Here is a 23,929-nt window from a genome sequence, read left to right as displayed (position 1 = left end):
TCGAGCAGGAAATCGCGCGTCGGCGGTGGCCGGTGGCGACAGCGCCGGCTGACGCGGACGTCTTGGTGGTCGTCGGACGACCGGGCCCGGAGCTCGACCCCGTCATCGACGGCGTGTGGGCTGCCGTACCCGTCCCTCGAAGTCGAGCCCAGATCACGGGCGAGGACGAGATCGCCTCGGCGCTCGAGGCCGCGGTCCGCACGCTGTCAGACCTCACGGCCCAACATGCCCTCGCTCTCCGCGACGGGTTGCCGACAGCGCACACCGACACCTCCCCCGGCGAGCAGGACCAGCACGCCGACGGGCACGACGAGCAGACCGGGCACGACGAGCACAGCGGGAGCCATCACCACCAAGAAGGCGGCATGGAGCTGCCCGGGGGGCTGGCGATGGCGGACCTGGGCGAGGACCGCGATGGGCTCGTCCTCGACCAGCTGCACGTTGCACTCGGTCCGGTGCTGCCCGAGTGGCCGAGCGGGCTGGTCGTCGACGTCGTCCTGCAGGGCGACGTCATCCAGGAGGCACGCTCACGCTTCCTCGACCTCGACCTCGACGACCGCGATGCGCCGGAGTGCCTGCCCGATGCCGCCCGAGCTCTCGACTCTGCGGCACGCGTCCTCGCTCTCGTGGGCTGGGACGGCCCGGCCGCGCGAGCCCGCGGACTGCGAGACGCCCTCCTCTTCGACCGGGTCGACGGCTCGCGTGTCCTCGAGGAGGTCGACGACCTGCGTCGTCGGGTCCGGCGGTCTCGACTCCTGCGCTGGATGCTCCGGTCCGCGGAGGCCGGACGCAGCGAGGTCCTCGAGACCCTCCACGACAAGCTGCTCTCGGCCAGGTGTGCCGTCGCCGGAGCCGGCGGGGCGGCACCGGTCGCTGTCGACCTCCCCGCGCTCGATTCCCGGCTGGTCGGCGCCGAGTTCGCTGCGGCGAGATTGATCGTCGCCGTGGCGGACCCGCAGCCCCAGCCCACTCTGACGCGCCCAGCGGATCGGGGCGGTGCGTCATGAGTGCCGTGCTGCCGCTCGGCTGGGCGGTCCTCCTGCCGGTCCTCCTGCTCGCCGTCACCTGGGCGGTCGTCGCCGCTGACGTGCTCGCCGCCGGACGAGCGGGGGGACGCCCCGTGCCGTGGACCGTGGCCGCGCTGACGCCCGCACGCGAGGCCCTCCGGCTGCTCGTGGGGCAACGCCGCCGCGCCGTGGGTGGCGACGAGCTGCTGCGCGGCATCGGTGGTGCGGTCCTCCCGCTCGCCGCGCTGTTGGCCGCGGTGGTCCTCCCGCTCGGGCTGCGCCCCGTGGCGGACCTCGGCGTCGGGATCGTGTGGTTCAACGCGATGGAGGTCTTCGCGTGGGCCGCGGTGTGGCTGGTCGGGTGGGGTTCGAACAGCACGCTGTCGCTGATCGGCGGCTACCGGTTCGTGGCTCAGGGCCTGGCCTGGGAGCTCCCCCACATGTTCGCCCTCATCACGGCCGCGGTCGGGGCGCAGAGCCTGCGTGTCACCGACGTGGTCGCCGCCCAGCAGGGCCTGTGGTTCGTCGTGATCATGCCGGTGGCGTTCGTCGCTTTCCTGCTCAGCGTGGCGGCCATGGCGTTCTGGGGCCCGTTCGGGGCGCCCGTGGGTCGCGACGTCGCGGGCGGGGCTGCCGCAGAGCTCGGAGGGGTCGACCGGCTCGTCTTCGTGACCGGACGATGGCTCCTGCTGGTCGCCGCAGCGGCGATGGCGGTGCCGCTGTTCCTCGGCGGCGGCCATGGCCCGTGGCTGCCGGCGTGGGCATGGGTGCTGGTGAAGACCCTGGCCGTACTCGCGGCGGTCGTCGCCCTGCGCCACCGGCTCCCGACCATCCGCATGGAGCGCTGGACCGAGTTCTCTCTGGTGGTCCTCACCCCGGCCACCATCGCCCAGGCCCTCGTCGTGACCCTCGTCGCGCTTGGCGAAGGAGGCCTTCGATGACGACAGCCCTGTTCGTGGTCCTCGCCGCGACCGCCGTCGTGGCGGGCGCGCTGGTCTTCCGCGTCGACTCGATGGCGCGTGCGACCTTCCTGCTGCTGCTCTCGTTCCTCGCCGTTGCCGGGCTCGTGCTCATGACCGGGCTGCAGTACGTCGGCCTGGTCATCGTGCTCATGATGGTGATCGAAATGGTCGTCATGGCCGTGTTCATGATCATGTACATGATGAACCCGGCCGGGCTCATGTCGATGTCGATGTTTCACAACACCCGTGGAGCCGCCGTCATCGCAGCGGCCACTTTCGTCGCCCTCGCCGGGGGCGCGCTCCTCGTGGACTGGCCCGTCCGAGGTGGCTCGCCGGCACCCGACCCGACGATGGCTCTCGGTGAGAGCCTCATGAGCGGGCAGATGCTGACGATGATGACCCTGGGGGTCACCCTGTTCGCCACGATCGTCGGCACGGTCGTGCTGGCCACCGGCCGAGGTCGGTACGACCGGCTCGGCGACGAGCTCGACGCGCCGGCGTCCGACGACCGGGACCGGGGCGGTGTCGGACGATGAACCTGCAGGCCTTCCTGGTCGTCGCCGCGGCGCTGGTCTCGGTCGGTCTGTTCGGGGCGCTCACCCAGCAGTCCATCGTCATGGTGATGATGGGCCTCGAGCTCCTGCTCAACGGCGTCATCCTCGCCGCCGCCGCGTTCTGGTACTTCCTGGCACCCTCCGGCACGGAGGGCCAGGTGCTGATCGTCATCGTCGTCACGGCGATGGCCATCGAGATGGCGGCCGGCTTCGCGGTCACGACCGCGATCTACCGCGCCAAGCGCATCGACATGACCGACGACGCCACCGAGCTGCGGGGCTGACCGTGAGCGTCCTCCTCGCCGCCCTGCTCCTCGTCCCCCTCGTGGGCGGGGTGGCGCTCATCGTGGTGCGCCCTCCGCGTGGCTCCGTTCTCGCCGGGCTCGTGATCGCGGCCGCAACTGTGAGCCTGGCGGTGGGCGCCGCGCTGCGGCACCCACACGGTCGCCTCTCGCTCTTCGACGGCGTCGGCGCCGGCTTCGCGGTGGACGACCTCTCGGCGGTCATGGTCGTGCTCGTCGCGGTCGCGCTGCTCGCCGTGCTGGCGTTCGCCGCGGGTGAGCCGGCCCTGGCGTCGGGCCGCTTCGTCGGCCTCATGCTCGTCTTCGCCGGCGCCATGCTGGCCACGGTCACCGCGACCACGCTCCCTCCACTGCTCGCCGCGTGGGAGGTCATGGGCGCGGTCAGCTGGGCGCTCATCGCCCACCACACCGGCGACCCCGCGGCGGCCGGAGGCGCAAGGTCCGCCTTCCTCACCACGCGGGCCGCGGACCTCGGGCTCTACCTCGCCGCGGGTGCGGTCCTCGCCGGCGGCGTCCCGAGCCTCTCGATCGACGCGCTTCCCGCCGTCGCGGGTGGATGGCAGGACCTCGCCGTCGCGGGCATCGTGATCGCCGCGCTCGGCAAGTCCGCACAACTGCCGTTCAGCTTCTGGCTCTCGGGTGCTATGCACGGTCCGAGCCCGGTGTCGGCGCTGCTGCACTCGGCGACGATGGTCGCCGCCGGCGCCTACCTGCTCCTGCGGACCACGGCCGGCCTGCAGGCGACCGGGTGGGCCGGGCCGCTGGTGGCGTGGATCGGCGTGGGCACCGCCCTCCTGCTCGGCCTCGTGGCGCTCGCCCAGAGCGATCTCAAGCAGCTGCTCGCCGCGTCGACCTCGGCCCAGATCGGCTTCATGGTTCTGGCCGCCGGGGTCGGCGCCTTTCCCGGTGGGGTCCTCCAGACCGTCGCGCATGCCGCGACCAAGAGCCTGCTCTTCCTCGTGGCCGGCGCGTGGCTCGTGCGGGTCGGCAGCCGCAGGCTCGACGGCCTCCGTGGTGCGGCGCGTCGCCATCCCGTCCTCGGCGCAGCGTTCAGCGTCGGTGCCGTGACCCTCGCCGGCGTGCCACCGACCGGCCTGTGGGTGAGCAAGGACGCCATCCTCGCGAGCGCCGCAGCGAGTGGTCTCGCTCTCTACATCGTCGGTCTGGCCGCCGGTCTGGTTGCGGCCGGCTACGCCACGAAGGCTCTCTGGTTCGTCTGGCGCCCGTCGCCGGCCACCGTCGACGACAGCACCGTCGGGCGCGCCGGGATGCGGGTCCAGGCCGTCGTCGCGGTGGCGCTCGCGGTGGCCGCGGCAGTCTCCGGGCTGCTCGCCCTGGGACCGGACGTCCTCCGGCCCGCTCCCGAGCCGACCGTTCTCGAGCTGCTCCTCTCAGGAGCGGTCGCCGTCATCGGCGTCGGGGTGACGTGGCGCGTCGCCGGCCGGCTCCCGGCCCCTGCCGCGCTCCTCTCGTGGCTGCACCTGGAACAGGTCGCTCGAGCGGCCGTGGTCCGGCCGACGGTGCGGCTCGCCGCTCTCCTCGCCCGCGGCGATGACTTGTTCCACCACCGAGTCGTGCTCGGCATCGGACGCGGAGCCGTCCGTAGCGCCCACGCGGTCGATCGACATGTCGAGCGGGGTCTCGATCGGGGCGTCGACGACCTCGCCGCCGGCGCTCGAGCCCTCGGCCGCACCGCTCGTCGTCCGCAGACGGGCCAGCTCCACCAGTACTACGCCCAAGCCGCCGTCGGGTTCGGCGTGCTGGCCGCCCTCGCCGTGCTCCTGATCGGGGTGAGCTGACGTGCTCTCCGTCGTCGTGTTCCTGCCCGTCGTCGTCGCGCTCGCCCTCGCCGCGCTCCCGGCCACGAACAGCTCGCGCCGTTTCACGGTGCCGTGGGTGCTCACCGGCCTGGTGCAGCTCATCCTCGTCGTCGTCCTGTGGCTGGGGCTGCCCACCAGTGGCTACGGGTTCGTCGAGCACGTCGCCTGGATCCCGAGCGCGGGCATCTCGTACCACCTCGGGGTCGATGGCATCTCGCTGCCGCTCGTGGCGATGACGATCGTGGTGTTCACCGCGGCTGCGGTCTACTCGCTGCGCGAGGAGCGGCGGCCGAAGTCGTACGTGATGCTGTTCCTGGCCCTGCAGGCCGCGAGCGTCGGCGTCTTCGTCGCGCTCGACCTGATCCTCTTCTTCCTGTTCTTCGACCTGTCGATCGTGTTCATGTACTTCGTGATCGCCGGCTGGGGCCTGGGTGGGCGAGCCCGCTCGGCGGCGCTGACGTTCTTCCTCTACACGTTCCTCGGTTCGCTCGCGCTGCTCCTCGGCTTCATCCTGATCTACTTGGCCGCAACGCCCCACACGTTCGACATCCCGGCCCTCGCCGCGCAGAACCCTCTGGCCGCCGGGGGTCCCGTCGCCGGTGCGGCACTGCTCGCCATCGGTCTCGGGCTCGCGGTGAAGACCCCGCTCGTCCCGTTCCACACCTGGCTGCCACCGGCACACACCGAGGCCCCGGCCGCGGGGTCGGCGGTGCTGGCGGGGGTGCTGCTCAAGATGGGGACCTACGGCTTCGTCCGCATCGCCATGCCGGTGCTGCCCGCGTCGTGGCGGCAGTTCGCCGGCGTGGTCGTGGTCCTCGGTGTCATCTCGGTGGTCTACGGCGCGTTGGTCGCGCTCGCCCAGACCGACCTGAAGCGCATGATCGCCTACACCTCGGTGAACCACATGGGCTACGTGCTGCTCGGCGTCGGCGCCGCGGGCCTGGTCGCCCAGAGCGATGCGCAAGCCCGGCAGCTCGCGACCACCGGAGCGGTCACCCAGATGGTGTCCCACGGGCTGATCACCGGAGCGCTGTTCCTGCTCGCCGGCGCGCTACACGAGCGCGGCCGCACCTACGACATGGGTGCCTACGGCGGCCTGGCGGCGCGCACGCCGCGGTTCGCCGGCCTCTTCGCGGTGGCCGCGTTCGCTTCCCTCGGCCTCCCCGGTTTCTCCGGGTTCATCGCCGAATTCCAGATCTTTACCGGGGCGCTGGGAGCGACACCGGTCGCTACCGCGATCGCGGTGGTCGGCATCCTCATCACGGCCGGGCTGTTCCTGGTGGCGCTCTCCCGCATGCTGCTCGGCGAGCTGCGCTATCCCGATGCGCCGGGCACGCCACGTCCGTTCCCCGACCTCCGGGCTCGCGAACTCGCGGCGACCGTCCCGCTGCTCCTGCTGGCCACCGTGATCGGGGTGGTGCCGCGCTTCCTCCTCGACCTGGTCGAGCCGGCGTCGCGGGTCGTCAACGAGCTGGTGGCCCGATGAGGACCGCGATGGCGCAGCCGGCGCTCCGTCGGGGGGAGCGGCCGTGGTGATGATGAACGAGGACCCGACGACAGTGATCCCCGAGCTGGCGCTGCTCGTGGGCGCGGTGCTCGCCGTCCTCGTCGGGGCGTGGACGCCGCGTCGTCGGCAGGGTCGAGTGCGGGTCCTCGCGCTGCTCGCCGTGGGCGTCGGCCTCATCGCCACTGTCATCGCCGCGAGCGAGCCGCCGAGCACGACCTTCGACACCTACGTCCTCGACACGACGACTCACGCCGTCCGCGCGATCGTCCTCGTGTCGCTCGCCCTGATCCTGTGGTGGTCGCGCGACGCGGTGGCGGCGCACCCGCGCGAGAGCGAGTTCACCGCGCTCGTCCTGCTCGGTGGCCTAGGAGCTGTCCTCATGGCCGGAGCCGCGGACCTCCTGATGCTCTTCGCCGCTTTCCTGCTCGCGAGCGTCCCGCTCTACGCCCTCGCCGGCTGGGCCAAGACAGGAGCGACGACCGAGGCCGCACTGAAGTACTACCTCTCCGGCGCTTTCGCCGGGGTCACCATGCTCGCCGGTATCACCCTGCTCTACGGAGCTGCCGGGACGACCGGCTACGAGGTCCTGGCCGAGGGCCTGGTGACGGGAGCGGCGGGACCTGCCGCGGTCGGTCTCGTCGCCCTGCTCGCGGGCCTGGCGTTCAAGGCCGGAGCCGTGCCGGCGCACTTCTGGGTCCCCGACGTCACGGACGGCACGCCCCCGCCGGTCGCCGCCGTCCTGACCACGATCCCCAAGATCGGAGCCCTGGCCGCGATGTGGCGGCTCCTCCTGGCCGTACCGGAAGCGATCGTTCCCTGGCCCCTGCTCGTCGCGGTGATCGCCGCCATCAGCATGACCCTCGGCAACCTCGCCGCGTTCGCCCAGGCCTCCGTCCTCCGCCTGCTCGCCTACTCGACGGTGTCCCAGGTCGGCTACATCCTGGTGATCATCGCGGTGGGCGCCCGTACTCCGGAAGCATTGCCGGCGCTGCTGTTCTACCTCGCCGCCTACGCGCTCACGAACATCGGCGCGTTCGCGGTCGTCGCGGCCCATCCTGCTCGGACCATCGACGAGTTCCGCGGGCTCGGCCGCCGACGCCCCCTGCTCGCGATCGCCCTCGTCGTGAGCCTGCTCGGGCTGGTGGGGACTCCACCCACAGCCGTGTTCGTCGGCAAGCTCACCGCCTTCACCGCGGCCTTCGACGGCGGGATGGCATGGCTCGCGGTACTCGCCGCGGTCAACACCGTCGCCTCCCTCTTCTACTACCTCCGGTGGATCGCCCCGCTGTTCCGGGACGAGCAACCCGAGCCCCCACAGGAGAACGAGTCCCGGACAGCACGGCACGGAGCTGTTGCCGCCTCGGCGCTCTCGCTGCTCCTCGGTGTTGCAGCGGGCCTGGTCCTGCCGCTCTTCGCCACCATGTGACCCCACCACCAAGCCCTCTGCGGGTCCGTCTCCCGTCTGGGTCTCCTTACGCAGGAGGAGATAGTTGCAATTGGTAGAGCGCGCGTGATGACCGTCATGGCACCGACGGAATACCCCAGGGGGTACCCTCAGTTACGCAGGACGACGGTTCGGACCGAAGGAAGAGGAGCTCGCCATGCAGGTGCAGGCCACCGAACTCACTGATGTGGTTGCCCGCCTGCGTCGTGTGGAGGGCCAGATCGCGGGGATCATCCGCATGATCGAGGAAGGTCGCGAGTGCAAGGACGTCGTCACGCAGCTCGCGGCGGCGGCCCGTGCCCTCGACAAGGCAGGCTTCAAGATCATCGCCACCGGGTTGCGGCACTGCATGACCGAGAACGACGACGGCGAGCGCGCCGTCGACGTCGCGGAGATGGAGAAGCTCTTCCTCTCCCTGGCCTGACCAGGCCACGAGACGTCATCTAGCGCTCGACGAGCAGGACGACCGACGGGCGGGGCGTTCGACCTGACGGACGCCACCGCTGGCAACGACCGATCCAGCAACGGTAGATACCCTACCGGGTAGGGAACCCACCATGATCGACGTGCAGACCATCGCCACCTCCAGCCTCGGCGACCGCAGCTACCTGGCCCACGACGGCGAGGTCGCGCTGGTCATCGACCCGCAGCGCGACATCGACCGGGTGTTCGCCCTGGTCGAGGAGCTCGGGGTGCAGATCACCCACGTCGCCGAGACCCACATCCACAACGACTACGTCACCGGCGGGCTCGAGCTCGCCGCGCGCACCGGCGCGGCCTACCTCGTCGACGCCCGTGATCAGGTCGGGTTCGAGCGCACCCCGGTCACCGAGGGCGAAGACATCCCGATCGGGTCGATGCGGCTGCGGCCCCTGGCCACCCCGGGCCACACCCACCACCACCTGTCCTACGCCCTGGCCGACGAGTCCGGCGCGGTGCAAGCGGTGTTCACCGGCGGCTCGATGCTCTACGGCACCACCGGGCGCACCGACCTGGTCTCGCCCGACGACACCATCGAGCTCACCCACGCCCAGTACCACTCGGTGCGCCGGCTGGTCGGCGAGCTCCCGGCCGACGCGGTGGTCTACCCGACCCACGGCTTCGGCAGCTTCTGCTCGGCCACCCCGCCCTCGGGGGAGGCGTCCACCGTCGGCGACCAGCGCACGGCGAACCCGGCGTTGACCCAGGACGAGCAGGAGTTCGTGGACACCCTGATCGCCGGCCTCGGGGCCTACCCGGCCTACTACGCGCGGATGGCCCCCACCAACGCCGCAGGGCCGGCCCCGGTCGACCTGTCGGCACCCGAGCCGGTCGAGCCCGCGGAGCTGCGCACTCGCCTGGAGGCCGGCATCGCCGCCGGGCAGTGGGTGGTGGACCTGCGCGAGCGCACCGCGTTCGCCGCCGGACACCTGGTCGGCTCGCTGTCCTTCCAGCTCGCCCAGCCCTTCGTGACCTACCTGGGCTGGCTGCTGCCCGAGGGCGCCGAGCTGACCCTCATCGGTGAGACCAGCGAGCAGGTCGCCGACGCCCGCCGCGAGCTCGTGCGCATCGGCATCGACCGCATCGCCGGCGCCGCCACCGGCCCGGTGGACACCGTCGCCGACGACGCACCCATGGCGTCCTACCAGGTCTCCGACTTCCCCGGGCTGCTCGACCGCGACCCGGCCGCGGTGTTCGTCGTCGACGCCCGCACCGAGAACGAGCGCGCCAGCGGCGGGGTCGCCGGATCGGTGCACATCCCGCTGCACGAGATGCTCGCCCGCCGCGAGGAGATTCCCGACGGCGAGGTGTGGATCTACTGCGGGTCGGGCTACCGCGCGTCGGTCGCGGCGTCGCTGCTCGCCGCCGAGCCCGGCCGCGACCGTGAGCTCGTCGTCATCAACGACGACTGGCCGAACGCCGCCGACGCCGGCCTGCCCATCGCCCACGACCAGACACCCGCAGCGGTCGGCTGACACCGACCCTCCAGCAGCGCTCGGGCGTCCCCACCCCCCGACTGCCCGAGCGCCGGGGTGGCCCGGACCGGACCTCTCCCCCGGCCCGGGTCCGGGCCACCCCACCCGCGTGACGAGAGGACCTCTGCATGACTTCCGCCGCCACTTCCGCCGCCCCCACGGCCACCGAGGACGGCACCATCACCAGCGACGCGCTCGCCACGCTGATCGCCGGCCCGAGTCCCAGCCCGTTGGTACTCGACGTGCGCAGCGCCGCCGAGTACAACGCGATCCACATCCGCGGCTCCTACCACGTGCCGCTGCCGACCCTCGCCGAGCACACCGAGGAGCTCGCCGCCCACCTCGAGGGCGGTGATCCGGTCGTGCTGGTCTGCCAGTCCGGGGTGCGGGCCGAACAAGCCCGTCGCCACCTCGCCGCGGTCGGCCTCTCCCACGCCCGCGTCCTTGCCGGGGGCATGCCCGCCTATGACGCCGCCGGGGGCGGGATCGTCCGCGGCCGACGGGCCTGGGCCCTGGAACGACAGGTCCGACTCGTCGCCGGCGCCCTCGTCGTCACCGGCCTGGCCGCCGGTCGGTTCATCTCACCGAAGACGCGGCTGCTCGCGGCCGGGATCGGCACCGGATTGAGCGTCTCCGCGCTCACCGACACCTGCGCCATGGGCGCCGCCCTCGCGCGGCTGCCCTGGAACCGGGAACACGCCGAGCCCACCGCGTCCGCTGCACTCGACCGTGTGGCCCGCCGGACACCGAAGGGCTGACCGATGATCGGGCTCGCCGCGCTGTTCGGCGCCGTGATCGGTGCCCTGCTCGGCCTGGTCGGCGGGGGCGGCGGCATCCTCGCCGTCCCCGCCCTGGTCTACGGGCTCGGGTTCCCCTTCACCGCCGCGGTCCCCGCCTCGCTGATCGTCATCGGACTCGCCTCCGCCGTCGCGGTCGCACCCCGCGCCCGCCGCGAGGTCAACTGGCGGCTCGCCACGATCGTCGGCGCCGCCGGCATCCCCACCGCGCTGCTCGGAGGTGTGGTCAACCACCGCCTCGACCAGGCCGTGCTGCTGCTGATCTTCGCGGGCATCATGATCCTCGCGGCGGCGAGGATGCTGCGCAGCACCGACGAGACCGGCGGGGTGTGCGACCTGCCCGACGGCGGGGTCGCCTGGCGGCGCTGCCTGCCCCGCGCCATCATCACCGGGCTGGTGGTCGGGTTCCTGACCGGACTGCTCGGGGTCGGCGGCGGGTTCCTGCTGGTGCCCGCCCTGATCATCGCCCTGGGCTTGCGGACCCCGATCGCGGTGGCGACGTCACTGGCCATCATCGTGATCAACTCGGCGGCCGGGCTCGTCCCCTACCTCGCCTCCGGGCACGTCGCCGTCGGGATGAACTGGCCGGTCATCGCCGTGTTCGCCCTGGCCGCCATCGTCGTCTCCCTGCCTGCCGGCCGACTCGCCAGACGCATACCCGCCGCCGTCCTGCGCCGCGGCTTCGCCGTGCTCGTCCTGCTCGTCGCCGCCGGCGTCACCGCGCAGGCCCTCACCACCCTGATCACCTGACCCACCCACCGAAGGAGCACTGATGACCACCATCCGCGAGATCACCGTCGAGCAGCTCGCAGCCGCTTGTCAGGGCCCGCACCCCCCGATGCTGCTCGACGTGCGCGGCCGCGACGAGTACGCCGCCGGGCACGTCCCCGGAGCCATCAACATCCCCCTCGACGAGCTCCCCGGTCGCCTCGGCGAGCTTCATGGCGACGGCCCTGTCGCCGCGATCTGCCAGTCCGGGCGACGCAGCATCCACGCCGCTGAACAGCTCAACGCCTCCGGGCTCGACGCCGTGTCAGTCGCCGGCGGGACCGGCGCCTGGGCCGAGTCGGGTCGGCCGACTCTCACCGACTAGCGCCGGTCGACCGAGCCTCGTTCGACGACGAGAGAAGTCCTCATGATGGGTTCCCTACCGATGCTAGGGCGGCTGTCGCCGACGCTGATCGTGATCGGGCTGGTCCTGATCGCCGTGGGCACGGTCGCCCTCGTGCGTCGCGGCCGCGCCTCGACCGGCGACCCCACGTCCACCGCGCGCGAACTGCTCGATGCGCGGTACGTGCGCGGCGAGATCGACGACATCGAGTACCGGCACCGCCGGGACGAGCTGCGATGACCGAGCGGGCGCGTCCCGGGCCGACGGTCAGCCGCCGGCAAGCGCTGGGGCTGATCGGTGTGGGCGCCGTCGCCGTCACCGCCGGCGTGACGGGCTGGGCGACCAGCGGCACGCCCCTCGCCAGGCCGACGGGGCCCATCCCGCCCACCGGTGAGTCCCTGCGCACCCCGGCCGATCTCACCAGCAGCCGCGGTCGGCTCGCCGTCGAACTGACCGCTGCACCGGGCGCATCACTAGCCGGATACCCCGCGACGGCCTGGGGCTACAACGGCTCTAGCCCGGGCCCCACCCTGCGGGTCCGCCCCGGCGACGAGCTCGCCGTGCGGCTGCGCAACGGACTCGACCAACCCACCAACCTGCACACCCACGGCCTGCGGGTCTCCGCCGAGGGCAACTCCGACAACCCGTTCATCCACATCGCGCCCGGGCAGGTGTTCGACTACCGCATTGCCATCCCGACCGCGCACCCCGCCGGGACGTTCTGGTACCACCCCCACGCCCACGGCCACGTCGCCGACCAGCTCTTCGCCGGTCTCGCCGGAGCACTGATCGTCGACGCCTCCGACGAGCCCGCGGTCTCTGCGGACCGGGTTCTGCTCATCACCGACACCACCCTCACCAGCGCCGGCCCCGCCACCGCCGACACCACGTCGCGCATGGTCGGCCGGCAAGGCGAGTTGCTGCTGCTCAACGGCCAGCACCAACCCGTCATCCCTGCGGCCACCGGCGATCTGCAGCGCTGGCGGCTGGTCAACGCCACGACCTCGCGCACCTTGACCCTGCGCCTCGACGCCCATCCGCTGACCCGCATCGCCCTCGACGGGATCACCCTGCCGGTCGCCACCACCGACGAGACCGTGCGGCTCGCCCCCGGCAACCGCGCTGACGTCCTCGTCCGCCCCGAGCGATCCGGGACGTTCACGCTGGCCGCCACCACCGACCCCCGCGGCGCCATGGGCATGATGGCCGGCGCCGCCGTCGGCGGGGAGACCCAGCCCCTGGCCGCGCTGGCCACCAGTGGCCCCGCCCGCACTCCGAGCGCGCTGCCCACCTTCCCCTCCGGCCCCGCCCCGGTCACCGGAGCGACCACCGGCGCCCGCCGGCTCACCTTCACCATGGGTATGGGCGGCGGCATGAGCGGCGGGATGGGATCGGGGGGGCCGGGCATGAGCTTCGGCTTCGACGGTCGGAGCTTCGATCCCGCTCGGACCGACCAGATCGTGGCCGTGGGCGCCGTCGAGGAATGGACACTCACCAACCCGACCCCGATGGCCCACCCGTTCCACCTGCACGTCTGGCCGTTCGAGCTCCTCGCCGACAGCGCCGGCTCCCCGCCCACCGGCACGCTGCAGGACGTGGTGCTCGTTCCGGCCGGCGGCTGGGTCCGGCTACGCATCCCGTTCACCGCGCTGCCTGGCCGCAGCGTTTATCACTGCCACATCCTCGACCACGAGGACGCCGGGATGATGGCCACGATCACCGTCGGCTGACCTTGAAGGTGGGTGTCAGCGACCGGCCGAGCCTGACCATCCAAGCGACGGGGACACGGCCATCAGGACCGACCTGCGGCACAGCCAACGGCTCCGAGCTCCGACGGACGAGCGGACGAGATGGCGGTCAAGGCCGGCGATCATGACGTGGTCGTCTCATCGGATGGTTCTCGGCCGACAGGGCGCGGCCTCAGCCCGGCAAGAGTGAGCTCGAGGAGGCCATCGACCCCGTCCACCGAGAGTTCTGATGCCGCGCCCAATGCGTGGCGGCAGTAGCGGACGAGGACGTCGACGTCCATGTCGTTACGTACCTGGTGCGAGTCGACGGCCGGCACGAGAAGGCGTCGCAACAGCTCGTCGACCTGCGCCTCGCTCCCCTGGTGCTCGCCCGCTCGATGCAACGACGCGGCGAGCTCAGGACCATGCGGCCCCCGACGAGCGACAATCTCCGCGTATGCACCGAGGACCGATCGGAGCACGCTCTCCCGATCCCCGGCGGCCTCAGCCATCGCCGTCAGGTGCTCCAGGTGCGCGTCGATCTGTCGCTCGTGCCACGCGGCGAGGATGGACTCGACGTCGGCGAAGTACTTGTAGATCGTCGCTCGGGCGATCCCCGCAGCCGTGGCGACCTTGGCCATCGTGACGGCCCTAAGCCCGTGCTCCTCGGCGAGCGACCACGCGGCGTCCTCGATCGCCTCGCGCACCGCGCGGCGGTGGGACTCGACGGTCTCGTCCCAGAGCTTCGGCACGCGCTGACGGTACCGCCGTCCACGTTTACGTAGACAGATCGTTGCAATATAGACAGACTGTCTATGAAAACAGGAGGTGCGGATGACCCACGACGACCAACGGCCGGACACAGCACGCGCCGGCGTCGAGCATCGGGGCCTGGAGATTCCTCGCTGGGTCAAGGTATTCGCGTTGATCGCGCTGGTGATCGCACTCGCCCTGCTCGCTCACATGATCATTGGAGGCGGCTCGCACGGGCCGGCGTTGCACGGCTTCTCCGTGCTGGACCACGTCGGGGTAGACCTGGCCGGGAGGCGGGTGGAGACGTCGTGACCGTCGATCGCCGGGTTCGCCTGGGTCTCCTCACGGTCCACCTCGTGGCTTCGGTCGGCTGGATGGGTGCCGCTGCGTGCTACCTCGTCCTCGGGATGGTCGCCGGCTCGACCAGTGATCCCGGCGCGATCCGTAGTGCGTGGGCAGCGCTCGACCTCCTGGGCTGGACGGTCGTCGTCCCGCTGGCCGTCGCGGCCCTCACGACCGGGCTGGTGGTGTCACGGACCAGCGCGTGGGGGCTGTTCAAGCACTGGTGGGTCCTGCTGAGCCTCGTCCTGACGAGCCTCGCCACCGTCGTCACCGTGCTCCACATGTTGGACGTCAGTGAGACCGCACGACGCGCCGCGGTCGCGACCCCCGACGAGCTGCTCCGGCTCGGCGGTGACACCTTCCATCCCGCTGCCGGCCTCGTCGTGCTCCTCGTCGTCGCCGTACTCAACGTCTACAAGCCACGGGGTCGGCTCGCCGCAGCCCTACAACAGGCGTACACGACAGGCGCGTCGTGAAGGTGAGTCGGCGGCGCGCCGCCTACCTCGTGGTGGTGAGGCTGTCGAGCGCGGCGCGGAGACGGGTGCCGGCGTCAGATGCCGTCGGACCCAGCTCGGCGTCGGCGCCAGCGGCGACACCGAGCAGGGCACCGGGATCGACGGCCTGGACGATCGTGCGGCCCTCGGCCCGCCTCACGGTCACGTTGCAAGGAAGCAGGAGCCCGACCTCCGGGTTGGCCGACAGCGCAGCATGGGCGAGTGCGGGGTTGCAGGCGCCCAGGATGATGTACGCGTCGATGCGCTCGCCCAGCTTTGCCTGCAGGGTGGCTTGGACGTCGATCGTGGTGAGCACCCCGAATCCTTGCTCAGCGAGCGCAGTGATGACGGCCTCGACCGCCGCCGCGTGGTCCAGGTCGACCTCGATGGTGTGGGCGATCTCGGACACGAGTCCCTCTTCTCGCTAGCCCCGCCTCCGTCCCCATCGTCCCGTGGCCGTCGGGACCACGACAGGCCATGCCAAGACGGGTGTCGGCGACCCGCAACTACGGAGCGATCGGGACCGCGTGCGAGCCGTTGATCGTGCTCGTCCTCAGGAGACACGAGGACGCGGCGAGCAGCACCGGGACCTCGTTCGTGCTCATGGACGACATCCCTCACCGGCGCAGTCGGTGTGACGGGTTGCTGTCGATGGTCGCCACGTGCGTGTTCGTCCGGACAGGGACCGATGGCAGTTCGGACGGGTCCTTCGACTCGCCGTGCGCCCGACGTCCGGCCCTGACCGGTCCCTCGACTCTCGCCGAAGCTCGGGATCGTCCGGCCGTGGGCGCGGGCCCTGCGCGGCAACAGCGGCCAGGAGCCGGCGAAGGCCTGAGAGGGAGGTCGAGGACATGATGTGGTGGTACGGCCCCGGCATGAACGGCTGGGGTTACGGGCTCATGACCGTCAGCATGGTGCTGTTCTGGGCGTTGATCATCTTCGGGATCGTCGCACTCATCCGCTACATCGGGCGAGCGGGTTCGGTCACCACCGACCGTCCGACGCCCCGGCAGCTCCTCGACGAGCGCTTCGCGCGAGGGGAGATCGACGACGAGGAATACCGGCGTCGTGTGGACGTCATCAGCGCCGGTATACGTCCGCGCGCCTCGTCCTAGGGCGCTCGCACGATCAGGGGTGACTTTCCCAGGGCGGTGTGCGGGATGGTCTCCACGGCGCGGACCGTGACCGGGGGCGCGACGACGCCCTGGGCCTCGAGGACCTCGCTCAGCGAGGCCGCCAGGGTTGAGGTATCGACGTCGAAGGGTCGGGCGAGCAGGACCTCGAGTCCGGCTTCCTGTTGGACGATCCGCCAGCCCGCGGCCGTGACGGTGTCCATCACGTGGTGGAACGTCACAGGCTGCACGTCGCGGGTGCCGCCCTCGGACGTCGGGAAGCGAAGTGTCTCCTGCACCCGGCCCTGGATGCCCTCGAGCAGCGTGTACGGCCGTCCGCACGCACAGTCGCCATCCACGGCGAGCTGCACGCTGTCGCTCATCTCGTAGCGGATCAGAGGCATCGTGCGCGAGAACAAGACGCTGACCAGCACTCTCGACCCGTACCGGCCCGGCGGTACCGGGCGGTAGTCGTCGTCGACCACCTCGAGCACGACGAGGTCATCGAACACGTGCATCCCCCGGTGCTCGCCGCACTCCGCGGCGATGCCGGATGTCTCGGTCGCTGCGTAGACATCGTGGGGTGGACGCCCCCAGGCCCGTTCGGCCAACGAGCGGGTCGACGTGGTGAGCACCTCCGACGCGCTGAACACGAACCGCGGCGCGATGGTGAGGCGACCGGCAAGTTGCTCCACGGCCAGGAGGCGCAGCATCGTGGCGTAACCGATGAACAAGTCCGGTCGCCAGGCGTTGAGCCGATCGACCAGCGCCGGTAGCGGATCACCGGCGTCCAGGCGCAGGGTCGGCACCCAACGGCTGTGCACCGAGGCGCCCACCCGCGACGACTGGTGCGAGGGGTTCGTCGAGCTCACCACCGCGGTCCTCACCCGACGAGTGAGACCGGCAGTGGAGCCCGCCCAGTCGAACGCGCGGTTGTAGGAGGCGACGACGTCCACCCACTCCGCCGGGCTCCACACGAACACGCCCCGTCGCCCCGTCGTGCCGGCCGTGGCCGCAACGTAGTAGCGGCCGCCCAGGAGCTCGTCGACCGACGCAGCCTGGAGATAGCGCTCCACTCCGGCGAGGCGCACCTCGGGTTGAGTACAGACCTCGTCGAAGTGCTCCATGACGAGCGCCTTGGTCAGTACCGGGAGTTCACCCAGCGGCCTATCGCCCATTCCACGGTGAAACCGCCGGTAGAACGATGACCGATCACCGGCGAACGCCCGCAGCTCGGAGAGTGCGCGGGATTGGTGGGCAAGCAGCGCAGTCCGGCTCCAGTGGTCCCGCTGCCGCAATCGCCGACGACGAGCCAGGACCCGCAGCACCATTGTGGAGTTGCGGACTCGGTGCGAGGTCGACCCTTGAGTCATTGACACCTCCCTCGGCAGGACCGGCCTCTTGGCACCCATTGGCCCCGATCCCTCCACGTGGGAGCCATCAAGATGTCGATTCGGGGCCAGCAATCACTGAGACCGTCGCGCCTCGGCAAGCTTGGGCTCGCACCAGCCGGACGATGCCATACACCATCGGGTCGCTGACTCTTGCCAGTCTTCGGTCGACGGCCGCACCGCTAGTCCTTCCGCGCCTTCCAGCCGATCACTAGAAGGCCGACGCTGAAGGCGAGGACGACGAGTTGAAACGCTATCCCCACTGCGTCTTGGAATGGGCTCTCCAGGCCTTCGTAGCCAACAGAGATTCCAATGACAGAGGAGAGCAGGCCACCGATCACCAAGAGCGCGCCGAGCCAACTCGGAATGAGGCGGCTCACCACAATGGCGACACCTAGAAGCAGAAGGGCCAATCCCAGCATGAGTCGGAAGTAGCTCTGAACGCCCCACTCGATCCAGCGGACGGACTCAGCGTCGGCGAAGCGCTCCGCCCTCTCGGGCCCCGCCGCGGCGGCCCAGGTGTCGACCACCTGCTTGAGAGTGACGCCGTCGACCGCCTGGAGGACGGCCCAGGTCGCGCCCGTCACGATGATTGCGCCACCGACGAGCATCACGAGGCGGGGAGCTTCTCGTCGCAGGGCGCCGCAGAGCACAAGCAGTCCGGCAAAGGCCACCAGCACGAGCACGAACTCGGCAAGATGGGTGGCCACCCAGGCCTCGCTTGCCGCGTACTCGGTAAAGATCGCCTCGTGATCGTCTTCCGCCCCCGAGGGGTGCCAGATTCCTCTCTGGATCGCATTGACTACGAAGCCCACCACCAACAGGACGCCACTGAGGGCCAGCACGCCACGATCGTCCAGGGGCTTCGCGGCACGGGCTCCTTCGCGGCTCTCAGTGCTCATCTCCCCTACCCTCTGCTCGCAGATCCGTTCGACGCTCGAGCGACTGGGGCGAGGGACCGGTAACGCTGCCGGCCTCGGGCTGCTGTGGTTCACCAGCCGCCGGAGGCAACAATATATCGGCCGGGACGGAGTGGAAGAAGCCAGCAAGCCGAGATCAATACCGCCCCATGTCGCGAAGCCGTGGCCCCGCGAGCTGCGTCGACGGTCGTGTTCCAGCACTCGACCATTCGGTTCCATTGACACGTTCAACCAAGAGTAAGCAAGCGGCTTCTGTGAGTGGCGGGTTGAGCTAGGTTCGATGAGTGGCCCGCCGCGGACACGTCGGCTCTGGGAATCCTGATCGACCTCGACTCCGGCACTCCTGGGCAAAGTCCCCGAGTCGTCGAAGTTTCGTCGCCAGCGGACAACAGTGGGAGGCGCTGGCGGGGCCTCTACACCACGTGATGGCCGCGTCACCGACGGTGACGACGGTCTCCTCGCGGGCCCACTCCAATCCGTCGCCACGTCGATGCACGCGACTGATGACTCCCCGCTGGACGAGGGCGTTCCAGCACATGGATGGGGAGTTGGCTACGGAGCGCCTCCCGCGAGAGGCCGGTGCGCAGCTTGCGTGTACCTCGTCGCGAGTTCGTTGCCGTCTGGCGAACCGCGTCCGTCCGGGACCGTTAGGGGCGCGGCACGTGGTGGCGGGGGCTGGTACGCGGCCGGCGTCGCGATGACGTGTCGGTGGCTCGCGACGGCACCGTCGCGCCTGGCGAACGGCCTCACCGATGCCACGCCGGCGCCTGCAACGCGGCGGAGAGCGATGGCCTCAGAGGAGTTGATCGAGGCGGAGAGGCTCGCCGCCGAGCGGCTTGAGGAGTCGTGCCCCGATCTGGTGCGGTCCCGACGTGGCTGGTGTGAAGGGGTGCGAGCGACGCTGCGTTGGGCGTGGCGTCGTCAGGGACCCCCACCGCTCGAGGTCGACGCCCTGATCGAGCGGTGACGACGCGCAGTCAAGCGTCGACATCGTCCAGGTCCTCGACGGTCGTGGCGGCGCAGCCGTCAGCAGCCTCGTCGGAATCGTCGGCGGTCTCGATCTCGTCGTTGCGGAGGCGGCAGCGGCGTCGTCCAGCCCCGGGACGGGTGCGACCGTCGGCGGGACGATCGGGACTTCATCCGTGGGAGACCGGCGATCAGGGGATCGCCTCAGGCCGAGGACGCGCCGAGTTCGTCGCAGGTACGGGCCACGCCGTCCCACATGCGTCGTGCCACGGGGTCGTCGGCCATCCACTTGTCCGCGTGAGCTGCAGCGGTCGTGTCACCGTTGGCGGCCAGGACATGGAGTTCGACGAGACGGTCGCGATCCACCCGTGGGGTGGCCTTCGTGTTGTCGGTACTGGTCATTCCCGCTCCCTCGCTCATGATCAGAGAATCGATGTCGTGGTCGGCGCGAGCGTGTCGTGGAGCCGGTTGCGTCCGCCACGGCCCTGACGTGCGGCGGACGCAACCGGGCCCTGAGCCATCGCCGACGGGGGTCATCGGCGTCGGCTCGGGCATCCACGCGGACGCGGCGCTGCGGCCGGGAACCGGTGGGACGGTGGTGGTCGGGGCGGTGTCGTGGAGGCATGCGGCCTGATAGACGGCGAACAGCTCGTCGAGGGGCGCCTCGTCGAGGGCCGCGAGCACCGCGGGACGGTGCAGCCCGACGAGGAACAGCTCGCAGCTCTGGGCTCGAGCCGTTGCGGTCAGCCTGGCGAGCGTGGTGACGTAACTGTGGTAGGCGTCGTCGAGGGCCGACAGGTCCACAGTCCGCTCCACGACGGCGCAGGACAGAAGGCCCTCGGCCGACCTGCGCAGCGAGGCTGCGGCCAGGTCATCCCCGATCCCTCCGACGCTCAAGTGCGCGCTCGCGTGCGATCTCCGGGTGACGTCGTCCGGCGTGGTCACGGCTCAACGCCGACCGTTCAACTGTGGAAGCCGGCCGCGACGTGGCCGTGGAGCACCGAGCATGAGTAACCGGCGACTCTCTGAGGGCGCCCAATGCTCCCCGGGGGCCGTACCACCGAAGTCCGCCAGCCCTGATGGTCGATGGCGATGCCCGCAGCTGCCGTCGACGGTGTCATGTGCTCCTCCGCGCACAAGGGCGGTCCGACGAGTGGTGCCGTTGTCGGGCGGCCCGCGCACCCTCTGCCCGACACCCTGGCCGGGCCGGGTCAGCGCGTGGCAGCGAGGGCGAGGACTTCGTCGAAGCCGGCCCGGAGGTCCTCGAGGAACGCGTCCGGGTCGGTGAGGGCTGCCGGGTCGAGGGTCACCGCGACACAACACGTGTCGCCGTGGGAGGTCAGCGTGATCATCGCCGCGCCGCCCGGCAACAGCGCGAACGCGTAGCTGCGCACGATCTGCGCGCCCGCCAGGTACGCGGGCCCCGTCATGCCCCGGACGTTGCTGGCCTGCAGGTCGTTCGCGCTCGTCGCCCCGCCCTGGATCAGCGCGAGCAGCGGCGGCGGCAGCACGGCCAGCAGCGGCGCGATGAGGCCGAGGCCGTCGACCACCCGCTCGCCGGTGGTCCGCTGGACGAACTCCCGGACATGCAGGATGCGCGCGACGGGGTCGGCGTCGCCCAGGGGCGCCGCGAAGCGCGTGCCGGCCCAGTGGTTCCCACCGACGGGGTCGTTTGCGTCCCTCGTGTTCACCGACATGCCCATGGCGAGGTGCTCGGGGATCACGCCGAACCGCTGGTGGTAGCGACGCATTCCGCCGAGCAGAGCGGCCAGGTACGCGTCGTTGAGCGACCCGCCCGCCGCGCGCCCGGCCGCCTTGAGCACGCCGAGGTCCACCTCGAGCGCCTCGAAGCGGCGCTCCAGGCTCCGGCCGCGCAGCAGCGGTGACCGGGGCACCACCGGCCCGACGGCGGCCCGCAGCGCCGACCCGAGGAACGCCGAGCCGTCGGAGACCGTCGCCAGGGGCCGCGTGACGAGCCGCCCGAGCAGGCCGGCACCGGCGGAGACCAGGTCCAGCGTCCGGGTCGGCACGCCCGCGACGGCCCGCGCCGCCTGCGTCACGGTGAGCCCCAGCCTCGACGGGCCGTACCGGTCGGGCTCGGGGTGATCAGGGAGGTCGGTGTGCTCGCGCACCCCGCTGTGCAGCATTCGCAGGATCTGCACCAGGCCCAGGCCGTCGGCGACGGAGTGGTGCACCTTGAGCACGTACGCCGCCCGCCCGTCCTCGAGCCCGGTGACGATCCTCGCCTCCCACGGAGGGCGCTCGCGGTCGAACGGGGTCAGGGCCATCGACGCCGCGAGGTCGAGGAGCTCACGGCGCCCACCGGGTCGCGCCACCCGCTCTCGGCCGAGGTGGTGCGGGAGCGCGAACGCCGGGTCGGGCACCCAGGCCGGCGTGCCCCAGTCGCCCCACGGCTCCAGGACGCGATCGCGCAGGCGCGGCACGAACCGCGTCGCCCACTCGTGGGACGCGACGACCCGGTCCCAGTCCGGCGGCGCGTCCAGGACGTCGAGGATGACGACCGGCGACCGCAGGCGCGGATCGACCTCGGCGCGCCACATCATGGTCTCGAGCGGGTTCATCTCGCTCGCGGTGTTGACCAGACCGCCGGTCCCGCTCGTCATGCCGTTCCTCCGGGCCCGCCCGCCACAGGCCGGACCAGCGTAGGCCCCACGGCCGCACCCCTCTCCGGTCACCGTGCGGACGTCGTGTCCCATCAACCCGGGGTACTGTGTGCCATCGAGGAGCTTCACGCCGAGAGCGATCATCGCCGGCCTCCTCGACGCTCTCCATAGCGGTCGCCGGGCGGCCTGGAACGGGGGCACCGACCGGATGTCGGAGCCACGAGACAATCACGATCCTGCTTCGCTCGCCGAGCACGGCAGCGACGCCGACGGCGGCGTCCGGCTCGAGCTCAAACCGAACCTGAAACGCACGGGCCACGTCGACGGCGGCTGGTGGCCGCGATCGCGGGACCTTCGGGTGGAGTTGCCCGCACTCCTGGCCGCGGTCAGCGCACAACTGGGTCCCCGGGTCGGACCGACCGCGCGCATCGGTTTCGGCGCCGCGCAGTGGCATCCCACCGGACGGCAGCGGCTCGTCACCCCGACCGGCCGGGTGGCGTTCGACGGGTTCGCGGACTTCGGCGCCGACATCGTCTGGGTGACCAGCCGTTCGACAGCGCACACGCCGATCGTGCTGCTGGTCGTTCCCCCGGAGACACCGCCTGCCCAGGCCACGGCCGTCATGCGACGGGCGAGCACCGTCGACAACACCGAGCTACCGGCCGCGCTGCTCGGGCACCCGGACGACCCCGACGAGCCGAGCCCGACGCCCGACCGGCCGGTGCCGCCGCCGCAGTTCGCGAGGTCGTGAGGTCGTGAGGTCGTGAGGTCGTGAGGTCGTGAGGTCGTGAGGTCGTGAGATGACCGCCTCCGACCCGAACGCGACCGAGGATCGGGTGGCGCCGCGACACTCCGCCTCCGCGACCTGCGCAGTCTGTCCCCATCCCTGGGCGGCACACGATGCCCTCGGCGCCCGATTCTGCTCGGCAACCGTCGCATCGGCACTGGCGCGCGGCTGCATCTGCCGGACATAGATCGGTCGGGTTGGCGGAGAGTCCGCCCGCGAGCCACCCCTCTCCGAGCGGTCCGCCGGAGAGCAGGACCAGGCAGCCGCTCACGCCGCGGCCGCCCCTCTCTGACAGCAAGGGTCCGCCGGGGCGCCGCGGCGAGCAGCAGCATGGAGGCCGGCGACTCGAACACCACCATGTGCTTGCGCTGAGACCGGTACCTCGACTGCTCGTCGGCCTCGACAATGCCAGGACTACACCCGGGCTGACCTGCAGCCAGCGATGCTCACCACGTCCTGATCCGGTGAGTGACCTCGAGGTCATGCGACGGCGGGAGCGTCGGCACCGCACCAGCCGAAGGGACTCGCAAGCCGCGGCAGTCCGTTGGCCGGCTCGCGTTGAAGCGAGTTCAGCGAGGAGATGCGTCGGAGGGCCAAGCGGATGGTGCGCGAGGCCCGGGCGCAGGAGCCGGGTCTGTCCTCAACGAGGCCTGCAAGCGGATCGCCCGCAGCTGGGGATCATCCCGGACACGGTGCGCTCGTGGTGTCGCCAGGCCGACGACGCGCCCCCGAGGACCCCGCGGCAACGGAATCGCCGCGGACGCGAACGGCGCGAGTGGACCCCGAGGCCCGGAACGGACCCGCGCGGATCGTCCAGGGTCCGTACGGTGGCCATCACAGCGGTCGACGTGACGGCCGCTGACCGGGCGCGGAGCGCTTGGCTGGCTACGAGCGCTCTCGGCGGTCCCGTGGTTCATGTGCACCCTCGTCCGAGCTCGCGGCGGGCACGCCGCGCTGCGACGCGCCCTTCTCCGCCGGGACGCGGAACCTGCACCGCCTTCACAGGCCCAGGCCTGACGCTGGATCCAGGGCCGGACTGTGGCCGTGGCCGTCCGTGGTCGTAGCGCACGGGCCGCGGGAACCACCACAGAACAGGACCACGATCAGGGGCCCCGGCAGACGCTGCCCCCGCTGGCAGGAGGCCTGCACGCCCAAGATCGTCCGACATCCGGCGCAAGGACTTCGTCGGCGTCGAAGAGACGCGTTCGGGGTTCGCCGCCCAGGCCGGCGACTCACCCTCCTCGTAGGCGCACGAGGCTATCCCGCGGACCCGGTGAGGCGTGATCGTGACCTCGTGCTGACTAGGGCGTGTCTCTTGGATCACGACCGGGACCAGAGCACGAGGCTGGCGAGC

Annotated in this window: 25 protein-coding genes; 19 read left to right on the top strand and 6 right to left on the bottom strand. The window is 71.2% G+C overall.

Annotated features, from left to right (window positions below; genetic code table 11):
* Positions 1–65: 65 nt before the first annotated feature.
* The 14 genes from PHK61_RS30220 to PHK61_RS30155 all read left to right on the top strand — a co-directional run bounded on the left by PHK61_RS30220 (position 66) and on the right by PHK61_RS30155 (position 13,189).
* Positions 66–1,007, top strand: coding sequence for a hypothetical protein (locus tag PHK61_RS30220; RefSeq protein WP_274284743.1), 942 nt, complete (start codon positions 66–68; stop codon positions 1,005–1,007).
* Positions 1,004–1,948 (top strand): NADH-quinone oxidoreductase subunit H, encoded by a 945-nt coding sequence (locus tag PHK61_RS30215; protein WP_274284742.1) that lies wholly within the window; start codon positions 1,004–1,006, stop codon positions 1,946–1,948. The genes PHK61_RS30220 and PHK61_RS30215 overlap by 4 nt, the downstream gene beginning before the upstream one ends.
* Positions 1,945–2,505, top strand: a complete 561-nt coding sequence (locus PHK61_RS30210; protein ID WP_274284741.1) for an NADH-quinone oxidoreductase subunit J — start codon at positions 1,945–1,947, stop codon at positions 2,503–2,505. Before PHK61_RS30215 ends, PHK61_RS30210 begins: the two co-directional genes overlap by 4 nt.
* Complete coding sequence (locus tag PHK61_RS30205) at positions 2,502–2,807, top strand: NADH-quinone oxidoreductase subunit NuoK (RefSeq protein ID WP_274284740.1); 306 nt, start codon at positions 2,502–2,504, stop codon at positions 2,805–2,807. Before PHK61_RS30210 ends, PHK61_RS30205 begins: the two co-directional genes overlap by 4 nt.
* 2 nt (positions 2,808–2,809) lie before the next feature.
* Entirely contained in the window at positions 2,810–4,624 is a 1,815-nt protein-coding gene (locus PHK61_RS30200; protein ID WP_274284739.1) for a proton-conducting transporter transmembrane domain-containing protein, read from the top strand.
* 1 nt (position 4,625) lies between these two features.
* Positions 4,626–6,131, top strand: a complete 1,506-nt coding sequence (locus tag PHK61_RS30195) for a complex I subunit 4 family protein (RefSeq protein ID WP_274284738.1) — start codon at positions 4,626–4,628, stop codon at positions 6,129–6,131.
* A 49-nt stretch (positions 6,132–6,180) separates the two neighbouring features.
* Positions 6,181–7,578: an NADH-quinone oxidoreductase subunit N gene (locus tag PHK61_RS30190; protein ID WP_274284752.1), complete on the top strand. Its 1,398-nt coding sequence runs from the start codon at positions 6,181–6,183 to the stop codon at positions 7,576–7,578.
* A 175-nt stretch (positions 7,579–7,753) separates the two neighbouring features.
* On the top strand, positions 7,754–8,020 hold the full coding sequence (locus PHK61_RS30185; protein WP_274284737.1) for a metal-sensitive transcriptional regulator: 267 nt from the start codon (positions 7,754–7,756) through the stop codon (positions 8,018–8,020).
* A gap of 133 nt (positions 8,021–8,153) precedes the next feature.
* The gene (locus tag PHK61_RS30180; protein ID WP_274284736.1) at positions 8,154–9,551 is read left to right on the top strand and encodes an MBL fold metallo-hydrolase; all 1,398 of its coding nucleotides are present in this window, start codon (positions 8,154–8,156) and stop codon (positions 9,549–9,551) included.
* Between the two features lie 128 nt (positions 9,552–9,679).
* Positions 9,680–10,309: a rhodanese-like domain-containing protein gene (locus tag PHK61_RS30175; RefSeq protein WP_274284735.1), complete on the top strand. Its 630-nt coding sequence runs from the start codon at positions 9,680–9,682 to the stop codon at positions 10,307–10,309.
* Between the two features lie 3 nt (positions 10,310–10,312).
* Complete coding sequence (locus PHK61_RS30170) at positions 10,313–11,098, top strand: sulfite exporter TauE/SafE family protein (protein ID WP_274284734.1); 786 nt, start codon at positions 10,313–10,315, stop codon at positions 11,096–11,098.
* 22 nt (positions 11,099–11,120) lie between these two features.
* Positions 11,121–11,441: a rhodanese-like domain-containing protein gene (locus PHK61_RS30165; RefSeq protein ID WP_274284733.1), complete on the top strand. Its 321-nt coding sequence runs from the start codon at positions 11,121–11,123 to the stop codon at positions 11,439–11,441.
* A 60-nt stretch (positions 11,442–11,501) separates the two neighbouring features.
* Entirely contained in the window at positions 11,502–11,699 is a 198-nt protein-coding gene (locus tag PHK61_RS30160) for an SHOCT domain-containing protein (protein ID WP_274284732.1), read from the top strand.
* On the top strand, positions 11,696–13,189 hold the full coding sequence (locus PHK61_RS30155; protein WP_274284731.1) for a multicopper oxidase family protein: 1,494 nt from the start codon (positions 11,696–11,698) through the stop codon (positions 13,187–13,189). Before PHK61_RS30160 ends, PHK61_RS30155 begins: the two co-directional genes overlap by 4 nt.
* 140 nt (positions 13,190–13,329) lie before the next feature.
* Here the strand turns inward: PHK61_RS30155 and PHK61_RS30150 are convergent, their stop codons facing one another.
* On the bottom strand, positions 13,330–13,938 hold the full coding sequence (locus PHK61_RS30150; RefSeq protein WP_274284730.1) for a TetR/AcrR family transcriptional regulator: 609 nt from the start codon (positions 13,936–13,938) through the stop codon (positions 13,330–13,332).
* A gap of 82 nt (positions 13,939–14,020) precedes the next feature.
* Between PHK61_RS30150 and PHK61_RS30145 the strand changes: the two genes are divergently transcribed.
* The gene (locus tag PHK61_RS30145; protein WP_274284729.1) at positions 14,021–14,251 is read left to right on the top strand and encodes a hypothetical protein; all 231 of its coding nucleotides are present in this window, start codon (positions 14,021–14,023) and stop codon (positions 14,249–14,251) included.
* 62 nt (positions 14,252–14,313) lie between these two features.
* Positions 14,314–14,757, top strand: coding sequence for a hypothetical protein (locus tag PHK61_RS30140; RefSeq protein WP_274284728.1), 444 nt, complete (start codon positions 14,314–14,316; stop codon positions 14,755–14,757).
* A 22-nt stretch (positions 14,758–14,779) separates the two neighbouring features.
* On the opposite strand, the gene PHK61_RS30135 is transcribed toward PHK61_RS30140, so the two are convergent.
* Positions 14,780–15,184 (bottom strand): DUF302 domain-containing protein, encoded by a 405-nt coding sequence (locus tag PHK61_RS30135; RefSeq protein WP_274284727.1) that lies wholly within the window; start codon positions 15,182–15,184, stop codon positions 14,780–14,782.
* A gap of 442 nt (positions 15,185–15,626) precedes the next feature.
* Here PHK61_RS30135 and PHK61_RS30130 point away from each other — a divergent pair, with 442 nt between their 5' ends.
* Positions 15,627–15,890 (top strand): SHOCT domain-containing protein, encoded by a 264-nt coding sequence (locus PHK61_RS30130; RefSeq protein WP_274284726.1) that lies wholly within the window; start codon positions 15,627–15,629, stop codon positions 15,888–15,890.
* On the opposite strand, the gene PHK61_RS30125 is transcribed toward PHK61_RS30130, so the two are convergent.
* From PHK61_RS30125 to PHK61_RS30110, 4 genes are all read right to left on the bottom strand, one after another.
* Entirely contained in the window at positions 15,887–17,014 is a 1,128-nt protein-coding gene (locus PHK61_RS30125; RefSeq protein WP_274284725.1) for a phenylacetate--CoA ligase family protein, read from the bottom strand. The two genes, PHK61_RS30130 and PHK61_RS30125, sit on opposite strands and share 4 nt — an antisense overlap.
* Before the next feature lie 446 nt (positions 17,015–17,460).
* A complete protein-coding gene (locus PHK61_RS30120; protein ID WP_274284724.1) occupies positions 17,461–18,180 on the bottom strand; it encodes a DUF4386 family protein in 720 nt (239 codons plus the stop codon).
* 1,188 nt (positions 18,181–19,368) lie between these two features.
* Positions 19,369–20,109, bottom strand: coding sequence for a hypothetical protein (locus PHK61_RS30115; protein ID WP_274284723.1), 741 nt, complete (start codon positions 20,107–20,109; stop codon positions 19,369–19,371).
* 266 nt (positions 20,110–20,375) lie between these two features.
* Complete coding sequence (locus tag PHK61_RS30110) at positions 20,376–21,788, bottom strand: wax ester/triacylglycerol synthase domain-containing protein (RefSeq protein WP_274284722.1); 1,413 nt, start codon at positions 21,786–21,788, stop codon at positions 20,376–20,378.
* Positions 21,789–21,996: 208 nt separating this feature from the next.
* Here PHK61_RS30110 and PHK61_RS30105 point away from each other — a divergent pair, with 208 nt between their 5' ends.
* The gene (locus PHK61_RS30105; RefSeq protein WP_274284721.1) at positions 21,997–22,539 is read left to right on the top strand and encodes a DUF5994 family protein; all 543 of its coding nucleotides are present in this window, start codon (positions 21,997–21,999) and stop codon (positions 22,537–22,539) included.
* A 49-nt stretch (positions 22,540–22,588) separates the two neighbouring features.
* Complete coding sequence (locus PHK61_RS30100) at positions 22,589–22,762, top strand: RGCVC family protein (protein WP_274284720.1); 174 nt, start codon at positions 22,589–22,591, stop codon at positions 22,760–22,762.
* Positions 22,763–23,929 lie beyond the last annotated feature (1,167 nt).

Origin of the sequence: Actinomycetospora lutea (assembly GCF_028737205.1) — a bacterium.
In the GTDB taxonomy this organism is placed as follows: domain Bacteria; phylum Actinomycetota; class Actinomycetes; order Mycobacteriales; family Pseudonocardiaceae; genus Actinomycetospora; species Actinomycetospora lutea.
Note: the sequence above shows the minus strand (reverse complement) of the source record. Positions and strands in the feature narration are given on the sequence as shown.

Coding starts and splice junctions, on each gene's coding strand:
- PHK61_RS30155 (WP_274284731.1), top strand. CDS start 11,696: ATGACCGAGCGGGCGCGTCCCGGGCCGACGGTCAGCCGCCGGCAAGCG.
- PHK61_RS30175 (WP_274284735.1), top strand. CDS start 9,680: ATGACTTCCGCCGCCACTTCCGCCGCCCCCACGGCCACCGAGGACGGC.
- PHK61_RS30130 (WP_274284726.1), top strand. CDS start 15,627: ATGATGTGGTGGTACGGCCCCGGCATGAACGGCTGGGGTTACGGGCTC.
- PHK61_RS30145 (WP_274284729.1), top strand. CDS start 14,021: ATGACCCACGACGACCAACGGCCGGACACAGCACGCGCCGGCGTCGAG.
- PHK61_RS30165 (WP_274284733.1), top strand. CDS start 11,121: ATGACCACCATCCGCGAGATCACCGTCGAGCAGCTCGCAGCCGCTTGT.
- PHK61_RS30185 (WP_274284737.1), top strand. CDS start 7,754: ATGCAGGTGCAGGCCACCGAACTCACTGATGTGGTTGCCCGCCTGCGT.
- PHK61_RS30140 (WP_274284728.1), top strand. CDS start 14,314: ATGGGTGCCGCTGCGTGCTACCTCGTCCTCGGGATGGTCGCCGGCTCG.
- PHK61_RS30160 (WP_274284732.1), top strand. CDS start 11,502: ATGCTAGGGCGGCTGTCGCCGACGCTGATCGTGATCGGGCTGGTCCTG.
- PHK61_RS30125 (WP_274284725.1), bottom strand. CDS start 17,014: ATGGAGCACTTCGACGAGGTCTGTACTCAACCCGAGGTGCGCCTCGCC.
- PHK61_RS30190 (WP_274284752.1), top strand. CDS start 6,181: ATGATGAACGAGGACCCGACGACAGTGATCCCCGAGCTGGCGCTGCTC.
- PHK61_RS30180 (WP_274284736.1), top strand. CDS start 8,154: ATGATCGACGTGCAGACCATCGCCACCTCCAGCCTCGGCGACCGCAGC.
- PHK61_RS30105 (WP_274284721.1), top strand. CDS start 21,997: ATGTCGGAGCCACGAGACAATCACGATCCTGCTTCGCTCGCCGAGCAC.
- PHK61_RS30215 (WP_274284742.1), top strand. CDS start 1,004: ATGAGTGCCGTGCTGCCGCTCGGCTGGGCGGTCCTCCTGCCGGTCCTC.
- PHK61_RS30100 (WP_274284720.1), top strand. CDS start 22,589: ATGACCGCCTCCGACCCGAACGCGACCGAGGATCGGGTGGCGCCGCGA.
- PHK61_RS30110 (WP_274284722.1), bottom strand. CDS start 21,788: ATGACGAGCGGGACCGGCGGTCTGGTCAACACCGCGAGCGAGATGAAC.
- PHK61_RS30210 (WP_274284741.1), top strand. CDS start 1,945: ATGACGACAGCCCTGTTCGTGGTCCTCGCCGCGACCGCCGTCGTGGCG.
- PHK61_RS30120 (WP_274284724.1), bottom strand. CDS start 18,180: ATGAGCACTGAGAGCCGCGAAGGAGCCCGTGCCGCGAAGCCCCTGGAC.
- PHK61_RS30205 (WP_274284740.1), top strand. CDS start 2,502: ATGAACCTGCAGGCCTTCCTGGTCGTCGCCGCGGCGCTGGTCTCGGTC.
- PHK61_RS30170 (WP_274284734.1), top strand. CDS start 10,313: ATGATCGGGCTCGCCGCGCTGTTCGGCGCCGTGATCGGTGCCCTGCTC.